We start from the raw sequence: 14,483 nt of genomic DNA, 5'->3' as shown, positions 1-14,483 counted from the left end.
TCAAGGACGGCTGTTGTGACATCTGAAAACATTTCCCCACAGGTCTGGTTATCCGAAGCCCCGCTGCTATCGGGTGAGCGTCTTTACGCCGTCATCAGCAATGCCAGCGATGCCGATCCGCTCAAGGCGTACTACCAACACGATGCGGCCGCAGAATTGCAGCCCATCTGGAGCGGTACACCCTACGCTGACTGGCAACCGGTCATGCCCTACCTCGCCGAGTTGAAACCCAATGCCGGTTTTCTGCAGTGGATCGGCGAAACCGATGCCCTGGACTGGGGTTGGCTGGCAGTGTCCACCAGCGAGCCGGACGTAGTTTTCGAGCATCTTCGCAGCCTGACCCAAGTGCGGACACCCGACGGTACCGAGGTGTTTTTCCGGTTCTGGGACGGGCGGCATATTTACCCGATTCTTGAAGGACTGGGCGCCAGCGCTGGCGAGGTTCTGCCCGTGTTCGACCGTTACTTGATCAACGGGCAGAGCCTGACGGTGGGACCCAGGTCCGTACCTCCGGCGAAGAAATGGCCGTGGTGGGAAGTGCCACAGAAGCTGCTCGATACGCTGGCGGAAAAAGATCACACCACCGTCGTTGACAACCTGATGCAGTGGCTGGGTGAAGACTGCCCGGAACTGTTCTTCGCCTTCCCCGAAAGTAACTTGCGGCACAAGGTCGAGCGCTTCGTTCGCCAACAACCCAACACAGAAGATATGGCAGAGCGTCTTGCTGCTCAGCTGACAAAGGAAGTCACGTCATGAATACCCCGATTGGTACCTTGGTCTTGCGCGTGCTGGACGCCAAAACGCCTGACGTGAACCTGATTCTCAAAGACTTCAAGAACTGCCTGAGCGATTACAAGGAGTGGGCGGACGGTTTTCTCACTGGCTGGGCACTCGATGTCGACCAGACATTCAAAGTCGGCAATGAAGTCAGCGTGACCAAACGCAAGACCAAAACCGGTGCGGTCGAGACCTACGCGACCTGCCCCCTGGCGGGCGACTTCACCCTGATCCACATGTTCGAATCGGCGCGCTTCGTCCCCATAGGCAATACGCCGGTGAAACTGGAGCCCGTCACCAAAGGCACGCTCTACGACGACGTCACCGGCCCTGTCATTGAAACAACCATCGGCCCCAGCGGCATCAAGGTGATCGACGGCTGCAAGAAAGGCCAGATGTACCGCATCACCTTTTTCCCCAACGTTTCCCAAAGCGACGTCAAAGCACTCTACGACTCGTATCAGGGCGTAATCGGCAATCTCGACGGTTGGCTGCAAAGCGAGTGGTCGGGCAAGTTTCAGCCACAGTGGGCCAGCTACTCGGCGGCCGACCGCATGGGCCGTTCGGTCATCCTGTTGAAACAAGCGATGGATGGCCTGGAAAAAGCGTTGCTCAGGCTGTGGGATGACATCAAAAGCCTGTTCGAACTGCTCGCACATCCAAAGGAAAATCTCGAAAAGCTGCGCAAATACTTATCGGATGTCGAAATCGACAAGCTCTATGCCGCCTCCAAGGAATCCATAGCTTCAGGCCTGTTGATCCTCAGTGACGAACCCCTGATGTTCATCTACGTTTCGGCAATTGTCGCTTGGGTCGGAATGCTGCCTCCGCAGGTCATTGTCGACGTGGTGACGGCGATTGCAGCGGAGTTCCTGATCAACGTGGTGCTGGGCATTTGCCTCACCGGTGGTGCGGGGATCGCTGTGCGGGTGGGCACCAAAGCCCTATCGACAGTCAAGTCCGGTACAGCCATCAAGTACCTCGAAGAACTGGCCGCGAAACTGATGACGTTGAGCGGCAAACACAGCCTGCCGGCACACGCTGAAGTGTCGAAACCGTTGATTGCCAGCGCCAAGAATGTGCCGATGAAGCCGACCAAAACGGCGGCGATTAAAATCGACGAGGCTGCCGCCAACGGGTCCAAAAGTCAGGTTCCAAAAACCACGGATACGCCGAAGCAGGAAGTGAAAGACGCTTCTTCGTTTCCGCGTGGCAAGAAAGAAAAACAGACCACCCTCACCCCAAAGGAAAAGGTCGACGACGTTTCGACGCAGTCGAAGACGCCTGACGATAAAAGTGCTACCTGCGCCAAGAAAACCTGCACCAATGGTTGCCCCGTATCGATGGTCACGGGCGAAGAGCTGCTGACCCTGACCGATGGCGAGCTCGGTGGTTTGTTGCCCTTCATCTGGACGCGACTCTACCGCACCAGCGCTGCAGAAATCGATTGCGGCCTCGGCTACGGCTGGAGCCATGCCCTGGCCCAACGCGTTGACATCCACGAAGACGAAGTCATCTGGACCGACCACGAGAACCGTGTCACCACGTTCCCGCTGCCAAGCGTGCAGCGTCCGGCGATCACCAACAGCCTCTCGGAAGCGGCCATTTTCATCGGCGATGACCCTTCCGAGCTAGTCCTCACACAGGCCGGCGAGCGCAAACAGTTCTACCACTTCCGCTACAACAGCAAGGGCGCAACGCTGATCGCCATCAGCGACGATTACGGCAATCGCCTGCACATTACCCGTGACATCCACGGGCGAATCAAGCGTGTCGATAACGGTGCCGGTCGCGCCCTCCTCGTGCGTTATGACCGCAAGCACATCGTCGCCATCGACTATCAGCAATTCAGCCCGGCGGACAATCTGGAAGATGCCTGGAGCACCGTTCAGACCCTGGTCACCTATGGCTACGACGCCCAGCATCGCCTGATCGAAGCCCGAAACGCAGCCGGTGAAGCAGAACGCTACGCCTACAACGATCAAAACGTCATTCTTGAGCGCCAACTGGCCGGCGGCGCGAGTTTCTATTGGGAATGGGAAAAGGAAGGTAAATCGGCACGCTGCATCCATCACTGGGCGAGCTTCTCGCAGATGGACGCGCACTACGCCTGGGATGACAAGGGCAGCGTCACGGTCACCAACGCCGACGGCAGCGAAGAAATCTACACCCACGACGATCAGGCCCGACTGGTCGCCAAGGTTGACCCGGATGGTGCCGAACACCTCAAGGCCTACGATGACAAGGGCCGACTGATTGGCGAAAAAGATCCACTGGGAGCAGTCACCGAGTACCAGTACAACGAAGCCGGCCGACTGGTCGCGGTGATTCCACCGGAAGACGCCCCCACCACTTACGAGTACTACCACGGCTTCGTCCGTGTAGTGAACCGAGGTCCGGCCACCTGGACCTACTGGCGCAACGATCAGGGCGACATTACCGAACAAATCGACCCGGACGGCAACTCGACCCACTACAGCTACAACCGCCAGGGCCGTCTGCTGGAGATCCGTCATCCTGATGGCAGCCGCCATCAACTGGGCTGGAACAACCTCGGTCAACTGCTCGAAGAACAGCTGCCCGACGGCGGTCATCGCAAGTATCGCTACGACGCGTTGGGCCGACAGATCACCCGCCAGGACGAAAGCGGCGCAATCACCCACTATCAATGGGACGCGGCGAACCGCCTCGCGCAAATCACCCTGCCCGGCGGTGCAACCCGTGCGTTTACCTATAACGCTTACGGCAAAGTCACCGCCGAACGCGACGAACTGGGCCGCGTCACCCGTTACGAGTATGCAGATAACCTGCATCTGGTCAGTCGTCGCATCAACCCGGACGGCAGCCAACTGCGTTACCACTACGACAACTCGCGCCTGCTACTCAGCGAGATCGAAAATGAACGTGGCGAGCACTACCACCTCGATTACTACCCTAACGGCCTGATCCAGCAGGAAACCGGCTTCGACGGTCGCCGCACCGCTTACGAGTACGACCTCAACGGCCAATTGCTGAAGAAAACCGAATTTGGCGACGACGGCAGCGAACTGGTTACCGAGTACCAGCGCGACGCCGCTGGCCGCTTGCTGGTTAAAACCTTGGCCGATGGCGAAGAAATTCACTACAGCTACGACGCACTGGGTCGCCTGGTAAACGTCGACGACGGCCACTGGCCTCTCGCCTACGAATATGACCTGCAAGACCGGCTGATCACCGAACACCAAGGCTGGGGCACCACGCGTTACGAGTACGACAAACTCGGCCAACTGAGCCACTGCCGCCTCCCCGACGGCAGCAAACTCGACTACCGCCACCAGTCCGGTGGCCGCCTGAGCAGCATCGACCTCAACGGCTCACGCCTGACCACTCACCAGTTCAGCGCCGGCCGCGAGCAGCAACGTCAACAAGGCCTGCTGCTCAGCCAATACCAGTACGACGAACAAGGCCGACTGCAAGCCCACACGGTGGGTCAGCAAGATCGCAACCTTTTCCAACGGCGCTACGCCTACGACGCCAATGGCAATCTCGCCGGCATCGACGACAGCCGCAAAGGCAATCGCAGCTACCACTACGACCCGCTCGACCGACTGATCAACGTCCGTGGCAGCACCCCGGAAAGCTTTGCCCACGACCCGGCAGGCAACCTCCTGGGCCAGGGCGACCAGCCAACCGCAAACCTGGCCAACGTCAAAGGCAATCGCCTGCTCATGCAGGGCGACCGCCACTACGACTACGACGCCTACGGCAACCTGGCGCGCGAACGTCGAGGAACCGGACAGAAACTCGTCACCGAGTACCGTTACGACTGCCAACACCGCCTGATCGGCGTCAGCCTCCCCGGCGGCAGTAACGCAACCTACAGATACGACGCCTTTGGCCGCCGCATCGCCAAAACCGTCGATGGCCACACCACGCAATTCCTGTGGCAAGGCGAACGCCTCATCGCCGAAAGCGCCGACAACCGCTATCGCAGCTACATCTACGAACCGGGCACCTTCCGCCCATTGGCCATGCTCGATGGCGAAGGCCCGCTCAAAGCCGAACCGTTCTACTACCAACTCGACCACCTCGGCACCCCGCAGGAACTCACCGACTACAGCGGCCAGATCATGTGGTCGGCGAAATACCGCGCCTACGGCAACCTTGCCACCCTCGACATTGCCGAAATCGACAACCCGCTGCGCTTTCAGGGTCAGTACTTCGACGGGGAAACGGGCTTACATTACAACCGGCATCGCTACTACAATCCGGGCACTGGGCGGTATCTGACGCCGGATCCGATCAAGCTGGCTGGGGGGTTGAATAACTACCAGTACGTGCCTAACCCTACGGGGTGGGTGGATCCGTTGGGGTTGAATAACTGCCCTGGCGCAGATGGTTGTAAGCCCGATAGGGCAATAGAAACCCCAGAAGCACAAGCCAAAGTAGACCCGGGTGATCCTGGCATACCAAGCGCAAAAGTTCTTCAAGCAAGACAACGCCAAGCTCAGATGTTAGAAGACAATGTTGGGTACAACATTAGCCCAATAGCGTGGGATAAATACCCAAGCATCGGAAGAGACGGATCCTTTATTTCTGACAAAAAAGGCATCAGCGATCTAGTTGGAGATTTCTCAGCAAATGGAAAAATGACACTGAGCAAAGACCAAATTCTCAATTTAGAAGCCGCATTTGGATTAGAAAAAGGAAGCCTTCAGAATGGCTTTAAAATCAGAAAAATTGATGGAATCCAAGAACGCTCGCCTAGAAGCCCACTTGCAGGTAATGAAAAATTTGAAGGCCCAGGAAACCATCTACCGGGAGGGGCGCCAGAGATGGTAATCGATTCTATCCCCACTACCGATGCGCCTGGTGTGTCTACCATGACAGAGATTTTACTGAAATGAATACAATCCATGCCTATGTCACAAAATCCGACAGCGATTTTGTCAGAGTTAAAATTCTAGAGGCTAGAACCAAAGAAAAACTTCTCGATATTGGCTTTACAAATGATATCGATCTTAACGAATATAAAATCAACACACCAACCGATGAAAAAAAAGCCGAAGTATTTAATAAACTAAGAGAGCTTGATTTTTATTTTTCTGATGGTAGAGAGTGGTGTCCTGCAGAAGTATTTGAATATTTAAGAGACAAAGGACTTCTAAATGGAAAATTCAAGATGATCAGCTGGACTAGCCCTGACAAATACATGATCACACTCGACAAATAAACCACAGAAATTCAAATACAAACAAGCGGGACAAACAAGAAAAAAAGGGGACGGATTTGAATGGCACTTACTTAGCAGCTAACCAATTGAGCTGAAAGCAAAAAATGAAGAAGGGCTGGTCTTGGTCTACGGTGATAGTTGCGAACACACCCCGACAAACCAAGGACACAGCCCCAGTGAATCGTAGACGTCAAATTCTCCAGCATCAACAGCAACGCTTTCATCGACACGCTTCGAACTGTGATGCCTATGCGTTTTTCAACCTGCTCACTGCGCCCGAACTGTTGCAGCGCGTCGAGTCTGCATTGCCGGAATATCGGGAGCGCCTGTTTCCGCCGACTGAAACGCTGTCTATGTTTCTGGCTCAAGCAATGAGTGCCGACCGTTCCTGCCAGAACGCCGTCAACGACTTGTCCATTAAACGGTTTTGTGGCGGCATGAAGCCCAATAGCACTCGCACGGGCGCCTACTGTAAAGCCCGCAAGCGCCTGCCTGTGGAAATGGTTTCCACGCTGGTCAGACACACCGGTGCTTCGATAAGTGATAACGCACCTTCGTCGTGGCGCTGGATGGGACGGCCTGTACGCCTGGTGGACGGTACGACGGTCAGCATGCCCGACACTGCGGCCAATCAGGGGGCCTATCCGCAGTCACGCGGTCAGAAAGTCGGTCTTGGTTTTCCCCTGTGTCGCGTGGTTGGCATCGTTTGCCTTTCCAGCGGCGCCGTCTTAGATGCCGCCCTTGGACGTTTCCGAGGCAAGGGCGGCGATGAGCAAACGCTGCTCAGATCAATGCTCGACACGCTGAAAACAGGCGACATTTTATTGGGCGACGCTTACTACGCTACCTATTTCTTGCTGTGCGAGTTGCAACGAAGAGGTGTCGATGGCGTGTTCGAACAATACGGTGCTCGACGGCGCAGCACGGACTTTCGCTTGGGTCAAAGTATCGGTTCGGAAGATCACCTGATCGAGTTGAAAAAACCTGAAAGGAGACCGCCGTGGATGAGTCAAACGCATTACGAACAGGCACCTGAAAGACTGACCGTGCGAGAGTTGAAGGCTGGTGGAAAAACTTTGGTCACCACGTTGCATTGCCCGAAGCAGACACCCAAAACAGCCCTCAAATCGCTGTACAAGGGACGATGGCATGTCGAGCTGGATTTGCGAAATCTCAAAGCTACGCTGGGACTTGGAAAGTTAAGCTGCAAGACCCCAGGCATGGCAGTCAAAGAGTTATGGGTCTATCTGTTGGCACACAATCTGATCCGAATGCTCATGGCACAATCGGCTCTGTTAGCTGACTGCCTACCTCGCGAACTGAGCTTCAAACACAGCCTTCAACTATGGCTGGCACTGCGACAATATGGCAGCCCTGAAGACGAGGATGGCCTGTCGAATTTATTGATGTTGATTGCTCAGAGGCGCGTCGGGAATCGGCCTGGTCGTATCGAGCCGCGAGCCATAAAACGAAGACCTCAAGCCTACCCCTTGCTGACCAAACCACGTCGGTCAGCAAGGGCAGATGTCAGGAAAAATGGGCACGCAAAACATGTTAAGTAAGTGCCATTCGGGACGGATTTATTTTATCTGATGAAAATAAATCCGACCCGAATGGCACTTACTTAGCAGCTAACCAATTGAGCTGAAAGCAAAAAATGAAGAAGGGCTGGTCTTGGTCTACGGTGATAGTTGCGAACACACCCCGACAAACCAAGGACACAGCCCCAGTGAATCGTAGACGTCAAATTCTCCAGCATCAACAGCAACGCTTTCATCGACACGCTTCGAACTGTGATGCCTATGCGTTTTTCAACCTGCTCACTGCGCCCGAACTGTTGCAGCGCGTCGAGTCTGCATTGCCGGAATATCGGGAGCGCCTGTTTCCGCCGACTGAAACGCTGTCTATGTTTCTGGCTCAAGCAATGAGTGCCGACCGTTCCTGCCAGAACGCCGTCAACGACTTGTCCATTAAACGGTTTTGTGGCGGCATGAAGCCCAATAGCACTCGCACGGGCGCCTACTGTAAAGCCCGCAAGCGCCTGCCTGTGGAAATGGTTTCCACGCTGGTCAGACACACCGGTGCTTCGATAAGTGATAACGCACCTTCGTCGTGGCGCTGGATGGGACGGCCTGTACGCCTGGTGGACGGTACGACGGTCAGCATGCCCGACACTGCGGCCAATCAGGGGGCCTATCCGCAGTCACGCGGTCAGAAAGTCGGTCTTGGTTTTCCCCTGTGTCGCGTGGTTGGCATCGTTTGCCTTTCCAGCGGCGCCGTCTTAGATGCCGCCCTTGGACGTTTCCGAGGCAAGGGCGGCGATGAGCAAACGCTGCTCAGATCAATGCTCGACACGCTGAAAACAGGCGACATTTTATTGGGCGACGCTTACTACGCTACCTATTTCTTGCTGTGCGAGTTGCAACGAAGAGGTGTCGATGGCGTGTTCGAACAATACGGTGCTCGACGGCGCAGCACGGACTTTCGCTTGGGTCAAAGTATCGGTTCGGAAGATCACCTGATCGAGTTGAAAAAACCTGAAAGGAGACCGCCGTGGATGAGTCAAACGCATTACGAACAGGCACCTGAAAGACTGACCGTGCGAGAGTTGAAGGCTGGTGGAAAAACTTTGGTCACCACGTTGCATTGCCCGAAGCAGACACCCAAAACAGCCCTCAAATCGCTGTACAAGGGACGATGGCATGTCGAGCTGGATTTGCGAAATCTCAAAGCTACGCTGGGACTTGGAAAGTTAAGCTGCAAGACCCCAGGCATGGCAGTCAAAGAGTTATGGGTCTATCTGTTGGCACACAATCTGATCCGAATGCTCATGGCACAATCGGCTCTGTTAGCTGACTGCCTACCTCGCGAACTGAGCTTCAAACACAGCCTTCAACTATGGCTGGCACTGCGACAATATGGCAGCCCTGAAGACGAGGATGGCCTGTCGAATTTATTGATGTTGATTGCTCAGAGGCGCGTCGGGAATCGGCCTGGTCGTATCGAGCCGCGAGCCATAAAACGAAGACCTCAAGCCTACCCCTTGCTGACCAAACCACGTCGGTCAGCAAGGGCAGATGTCAGGAAAAATGGGCACGCAAAACATGTTAAGTAAGTGCCATTCAAATCCGACCCCTTTTTTAATTCACGATAATGAATGAACCTGATCTATTTTCTGTCCAAGCCGAGTTGAGAGTTTGAAAAAGGCTCTATGAAAACAAAATTTCAACTAGCAATGGAAAATACCGAACCCACAGAGTTCTTCAAAGGTCAAGGACAATATTTTTCCCCAGATCCTGACTGGGGAGACCACCTCTACATCAACAACTGGCAGGGGCTTTGCGGGCACCTTAAACTGAAAGACAACCCAAATGAAATACTGCTTGAAGTATTCAGTAAATACTTAATATCGCTGAAAAATACCTATGAAGATTCGAACTCCTTACTACTAAACATCAGTTGCTACTACTCAATGCGAAAAGACACACCTTTCATGTCCGCCGATGGTTTTGATTTGGTATCAAACCTTAACAAACCAAACAAAAAAATAATCGGAGATCTATTTAGAATACTTCGTAGTGGGTACGCCAAAAAAAACGTCGGCAAACCCGTGATAAGTCCCGATCAATTCCTGTCCGAAATCAAAACAAATGGCTGTAAAGTTGACTTAGAAAAACTGTAGTACGTAAAGCAGCAAGCGAGGGAGATTGGAGGCCATCAGCTATTTTTTTTGGAGAGCAACCAAACGCGGACCAAAAGAAATAGCTTTAATTGGATCAGAGAGTATCACCCATGACAGGCGGGTGGGGACGTTGTTGAGAAACTTAGACGCGCGAAAAATAAACCCAATGAAAACCACGTTCGAAACTGCCTTAGATCAACATGAAATTTCCGATTTTTTCAAAGGAAATGGTATCTACTTTGCTAGAGGATCCGACTGGGGCGATCATCTATATGTAGGCAACTGGGCAGGAATGTGCAGCGTACTTAAAACCCAGAAAGCTGCGCAGGGCTTATTGACGACTATATTTGAAGAATACGCGAGACACCTCAATGAAAACTACGAAGACGCTGAAGGTCTACTTTCAAACATAACAGCATATTGCATAACAAGACAAAAATTCCCATTTCTATCCGCCGACAACTACGACCTGATCAAGAGTCTCGACAACAAAAGCAAAGAAAATATAGGTCGCCTATTTAGACTTTTAAGAAAAGAGCACGATATAAAAACCAAAGATCTACAAATGCTTTCATTCGAACAACGAGTTCAAAAACTAAAAGGCATCGGCTGCTCCATTGATCTTGAAAGTCTTTAAATGACAGAAACCCGCTCCCTTTTTTTTAAAATCAGCCCCTCTTTAACCGAAGCCAATTTTTATGGCTGGGAACATCTTCAATGATCAGCAACTTTGAGAAAGCGCTAAACAGAGACGAATTCCCAGACTACTTCAGAGGAACCGGCATCTATTTCACAAGAGATCCCGACTGGGGTAATCAACTACACATCATCAATTGGCAAGGGCTTTGCAGCTTTCTCGAGACACAAAAAAATCCCGTGCCCATTCTAAAAAACGCGTTTGAAAAATACGTAATTACCGTAAAAAACAGTCTAGAGGACGCAAACGACCTTCTCGAGAATATAGGGTGCTATTACTATATGCGAAAAAAGGCACCAGTCTTATCTGAAAACAGGTTTGACCTAATCCTGGATATGTCTAGCAATGAAAAGCAGTTAATATCTAAATGCATGGAATTCCTGCATCAAGAAATAAATAAAACGCCGAACGCGCAGGACATTGAGCTTTACAACCGGCGACTATCAAAGCTTATCAATGATGGCGGCCCTAGCGATATCGCAAACCTTTAGAGAAAAAATGAAATTCAATGACACGCTGACAAGCATTTCCGAGCGCTTCTCTATTGGTATAGAACTGGAAACTGGAAAACCCTATGTCTCGATACCCGTCAGCAGTCGTCTGGTGGATTACGAAGAGTACTATCAGATAGATGGAGTTGCTTATGAACTCTACATGTCTGATCCAACTGCAGCCTTAGAATTTGTTAATCTCTGCAGGAACCGGGAAGTCGATTACCTGCTCATCTTTGAGCCCGGCACAGATCGTGGAAAGGCTACATCGTCCTGAAAAACTCAAAAAAGATCCATAATCCGGGTCTCAAATGGTTTCACACATGACAGGAGTCTACCGATGCCTTTTGCGGATCTGCAAAATGCGGTTAAGCGTGCCGGGTTCTCCGTCATCGAATTCTCGGACCAGCGCGCATTTTTCGGCTGTTGGTCGCTGAATGTCGAAAGTCAAGGAACTACCTACCTGATCGTCAATGAAGGACGCGAAGGTTGGATGATATTTTATCGAGCGAGTGCAGTCGATGCATTTACGGAGCTGGATAAGAAAGAATCGGCCTGGATGGACGATGCCGATAAGGTAGCCCAATGTCTGACTTGGCTCTCTGACTGTCTGTGCTCCACAAAACGACAAAATTCCGAAAAGCAGGAGAAGCAGGAAAAGTGAGACAGTCGCCACTTTCAGAACGTCTACCTATCAATCAAACAAGCAGGATCTCTCGTGAATAAACACCAGATCAGTCTTTCAAACGGCTGGATTGCAGAATTCGAAAATCAAGGCGAATTTCGCATGTCAGCTGAAGGCTGGAATTTGGTTTTGCAAGGACCGGATCAGCGAAGCATCCAGTACTTCAGAGACAAGATCATTGTGGTGAACGATGACGACGGTGCTCAGGCAAAATCATGTATTCGGCTATCAAATGATGGCGTTTACGGCTATTTGAGCACTGGGCTGGATCAAGGCTGGGTGATTGATTTTGCGCGAGGCATGATCGCTCCGCACAGGGTTAGCATCTCCCACAGCCATGACGGATACGATGAAAGCATCTCGATGTACGAACAACCTGCCTTCAAACGTGCACGCGAATATATAAGTGTTAAAGGCAAGTACATTTATCTGACTTTCCCCCTCACTAAAGATGAAGATTTCCCAAAGGTATGGGAGGAATATCTGCGGATTCGGAGACGGCAACTGGATGAGCTTTACTTCAGGAATTGATCCGGATGTACTGGCTCAACCCTATCGACTAGTGCTTCGCCCCCCAAAAGCTCTATCGACTTCCAAACAAAAACGAGCAATTTTAAAATCACCCGTTTCTTCATACATTCACGACCATAAACTCTCCTCAACCTCATACTTAACAACCACCCGATTCTTATAAAGCCGTTCATCCTCCAACACCTCACTCCCCTGCCCCTTGCTCCTCACCTCCCGCCATATCTCATTCTCCCGAAACACCCGCCCGCCCTCGCGCAAAAACCGATGCCCAACCTGATAAACGTGATACCGATACTCCCTTACCCGGTCACACAACAACTCCCCTTCCAACTGCTGCTCCCCAACATTCAATTTCAACTGAAAATGCCTATCCGTCGGGTTATGCAGCACCAGATCAATATAATTGTAAAAAATCGCCGCCCCGGAGCCGAACGGCAACACCCGCCCTTCATCAGGAAATGGATCGAAGCTGTGGTTCGATCGTTCAACCACCACCAGCGGTGAGTGAATGGCCATCCAGTGAATCAGGTTGCTCAGTTGGCAGATTCCGCCGCCGATGCCGCTGCGTGCTTCACCAAATGACAGTTCCATGCCTTCGACGTAACCGCGTTTGTGGGTCGGTCGGCCCACTAGGCGGCAGAAGGAAAAGTATTCGCCGGGCGCGATGACTATGCCGTTTATCGATGACACGGCCAGTTTGAGGTTGATGACTTTGTTGTGTTGCAGCGCAATATCGGAGTTACCGAGCCTTCGGATCAGCTTGGAGGTGTGTTTGAGGTAGCGAAAGGGCAAGCGGGATTCGGTGTTGATCGAAACGGCGTATTGCCGGCTGGAGAAGTGCCAGGCTATTTGCCGAAACAGTCTTTTTTGCCACACGCGCAGCCAGTAGAGGGCCGGGTGATAAAGGGAGAGTGGTTTCATCCGTGTCAGAACGGCGGCGGCCGTTTTCATCCTTGATGTGAAAAGTGCCGCGCATCTTAACGTATTGCTGCAGGTGCGTATCGAACTCGGAGGTGTTCGCCCAGTGTAATGGCCTCGGCAATCCCTGCACTGGTAAAGAGCCCTGCCACTGGGCGAACGGGAAGTATTTTAATTGAAGTCGGCAAACTTGTCCGTATACATAATCATGAAATTTATCGATACCACATTAATTAAATGTCATTTCAAATATGATTTGTACGACAACAAAAAAACTCACCAGTTAGACCATTAAAACTGATTGCTCTTATACAAAAAAGTTGTACAAGAACAATCAATATATAGAGCTAATACTCAGCTTTCGTGTTTGCTGGTTACTTTAAGGATGTCGGTGTAGGTCACTACGACACTTTGTCCAACTTTCAGGTCTTTCAATTTTGCTTGAACTTCGGGCCGTACGACGTCGATGGTTTTGGACTGGCCGGCGGGGTTTTCGAAGGTCACCTGGTTTTTCTTCAGATCGATTTTGGTGATTTTCAGCTGAACCTGCACCTGACGGTAGGCTTCGCCGCCCGGGTTGTCGCTGCCTGGGGCGGCACGGACTTCGCCGGCACGCTCGACAGTGCCTGGCAGGCCTTTGTCGACATCAGTGTCGAGGTAGGCGGCGACGGAGCTGGTGACCTCGATGTCGACTAGATCGCCGACTTTCAGTTTGTCGAGGTTTTTGGCCTTGTCGGTCAGTTGCACATGAACCTGACGACCTTCCGGCCCTTCAAGGACGACCTGATGCTTGGCAGCATCGACCGAGACAACTTTGGTGGTGACCTGATCCGCTTCCACAACGGCAGACAGCGGAATGTCCGCAGCCATGGCGCCAAGGCTGGTGGCAGACAGCAAGGTAGCGAGGGTGATGGCTTTAGTCAGTGCGTGGAGTTTCATAAGCAATACTTTCCCTGTGATTGGTGGCAGCAGACGGCTCTGACCCGTGGGTCAGCGCCGACTGTGCAAATCAGCATAGACGCAGTTCAGGGAGTTTTTGCAGTTTCTTGCGCGGTGGATTCGCCGCTTTCCGTGCCCTTGCCGCTCTCCTTGCGCCGAGTCGGGTCTGTGGGGCGCAGGGCATCGTTGTCGCGCTCGACTTCGCCGGGTGGTCGCGGTTCGTCGGGATGTTCTGTGGTGTCGGGGGATTGGGGTTTCATGATGGTTCTCCTCAGGCTTCGGGGTCATCAACCTCTTGGGCGACGTTCACCGCGGGCGAGTCTTTGTGGGATTGCTCGGCCTTGGCTTTCAAGGCCTGCCATTGCTCCAGATCGATGGCGCCCTGCCCCAGCAAGTCGTCGGCCACCCGCAGCAGTTCGCTGTAATGGGCGTCGGGGGATTGCTGCCAGTAGGCCTTGTCTTCGAATAGGCGCTGCCAGGCATCGAGGTCGGGTGGTTTGAGGTCTTCGCTCATGTGAGGGCTCCTGCGGGGCGTTCGTACGGTAGAGGCT

15 protein-coding genes are annotated in these 14,483 nt (G+C 52.7%); 11 read left to right on the top strand and 4 right to left on the bottom strand.

Annotated elements, in window-relative coordinates; genetic code table 11:
- Positions 1–15 precede the first annotated feature (15 nt).
- From ACYZT6_RS09640 to ACYZT6_RS09590, 11 genes are all read left to right on the top strand, one after another.
- Positions 16–756 (top strand): DUF4123 domain-containing protein, encoded by a 741-nt coding sequence (locus tag ACYZT6_RS09640; protein WP_462026676.1) that lies wholly within the window; start codon positions 16–18, stop codon positions 754–756.
- Positions 753–5,663 carry an RHS repeat-associated core domain-containing protein gene (locus ACYZT6_RS09635; protein WP_462026675.1) on the top strand — a complete coding sequence of 1,637 codons (4,911 nt, stop codon included), beginning with the start codon at positions 753–755 and terminating at the stop codon, positions 5,661–5,663. Before ACYZT6_RS09640 ends, ACYZT6_RS09635 begins: the two co-directional genes overlap by 4 nt.
- Positions 5,660–5,989 carry a hypothetical protein gene (locus ACYZT6_RS09630; protein ID WP_462026674.1) on the top strand — a complete coding sequence of 110 codons (330 nt, stop codon included), beginning with the start codon at positions 5,660–5,662 and terminating at the stop codon, positions 5,987–5,989. Before ACYZT6_RS09635 ends, ACYZT6_RS09630 begins: the two co-directional genes overlap by 4 nt.
- Positions 5,990–6,165: 176 nt before the next feature.
- Positions 6,166–7,551 carry an IS4 family transposase gene (locus ACYZT6_RS09625; RefSeq protein WP_462026673.1) on the top strand — a complete coding sequence of 462 codons (1,386 nt, stop codon included), beginning with the start codon at positions 6,166–6,168 and terminating at the stop codon, positions 7,549–7,551.
- Positions 7,552–7,718: 167 nt separating this feature from the next.
- Positions 7,719–9,104: an IS4 family transposase gene (locus ACYZT6_RS09620; RefSeq protein WP_462026673.1), complete on the top strand. Its 1,386-nt coding sequence runs from the start codon at positions 7,719–7,721 to the stop codon at positions 9,102–9,104.
- 96 nt (positions 9,105–9,200) lie between these two features.
- Positions 9,201–9,671, top strand: coding sequence for a hypothetical protein (locus tag ACYZT6_RS09615; protein WP_462026672.1), 471 nt, complete (start codon positions 9,201–9,203; stop codon positions 9,669–9,671).
- A 25-nt stretch (positions 9,672–9,696) separates the two neighbouring features.
- On the top strand, positions 9,697–10,308 hold the full coding sequence (locus ACYZT6_RS09610) for a hypothetical protein (RefSeq protein ID WP_462026671.1): 612 nt from the start codon (positions 9,697–9,699) through the stop codon (positions 10,306–10,308).
- Positions 10,309–10,388: 80 nt separating this feature from the next.
- The gene (locus ACYZT6_RS09605; protein WP_462026670.1) at positions 10,389–10,859 is read left to right on the top strand and encodes a hypothetical protein; all 471 of its coding nucleotides are present in this window, start codon (positions 10,389–10,391) and stop codon (positions 10,857–10,859) included.
- A gap of 7 nt (positions 10,860–10,866) precedes the next feature.
- Positions 10,867–11,136, top strand: coding sequence for a hypothetical protein (locus ACYZT6_RS09600; RefSeq protein ID WP_462026669.1), 270 nt, complete (start codon positions 10,867–10,869; stop codon positions 11,134–11,136).
- 63 nt (positions 11,137–11,199) lie between these two features.
- Entirely contained in the window at positions 11,200–11,523 is a 324-nt protein-coding gene (locus ACYZT6_RS09595) for a hypothetical protein (protein WP_462026668.1), read from the top strand.
- 54 nt (positions 11,524–11,577) lie between these two features.
- On the top strand, positions 11,578–12,075 hold the full coding sequence (locus ACYZT6_RS09590; protein WP_462026667.1) for a hypothetical protein: 498 nt from the start codon (positions 11,578–11,580) through the stop codon (positions 12,073–12,075).
- Positions 12,076–12,183: 108 nt separating this feature from the next.
- On the opposite strand, the gene ACYZT6_RS09585 is transcribed toward ACYZT6_RS09590, so the two are convergent.
- The 4 genes from ACYZT6_RS09585 to ACYZT6_RS09570 form a co-directional block, all read right to left on the bottom strand.
- Positions 12,184–12,996, bottom strand: a complete 813-nt coding sequence (locus tag ACYZT6_RS09585; RefSeq protein WP_462029922.1) for a VanW family protein — start codon at positions 12,994–12,996, stop codon at positions 12,184–12,186.
- A gap of 351 nt (positions 12,997–13,347) precedes the next feature.
- Positions 13,348–13,932, bottom strand: a complete 585-nt coding sequence (locus ACYZT6_RS09580) for a hypothetical protein (RefSeq protein ID WP_462026666.1) — start codon at positions 13,930–13,932, stop codon at positions 13,348–13,350.
- Between the two features lie 86 nt (positions 13,933–14,018).
- Positions 14,019–14,192 (bottom strand): hypothetical protein, encoded by a 174-nt coding sequence (locus tag ACYZT6_RS09575; RefSeq protein WP_462026665.1) that lies wholly within the window; start codon positions 14,190–14,192, stop codon positions 14,019–14,021.
- A gap of 11 nt (positions 14,193–14,203) precedes the next feature.
- Positions 14,204–14,446 carry a hypothetical protein gene (locus tag ACYZT6_RS09570; RefSeq protein WP_109632873.1) on the bottom strand — a complete coding sequence of 81 codons (243 nt, stop codon included), beginning with the start codon at positions 14,444–14,446 and terminating at the stop codon, positions 14,204–14,206.
- Positions 14,447–14,483 lie beyond the last annotated feature (37 nt).

It is taken from the genome of Pseudomonas sp. RT6P73 (assembly GCF_054897715.1).
The sequence above is the reverse complement of the archived record's forward strand: the minus strand, read 5'-3'. Positions and strand labels throughout refer to the sequence as shown.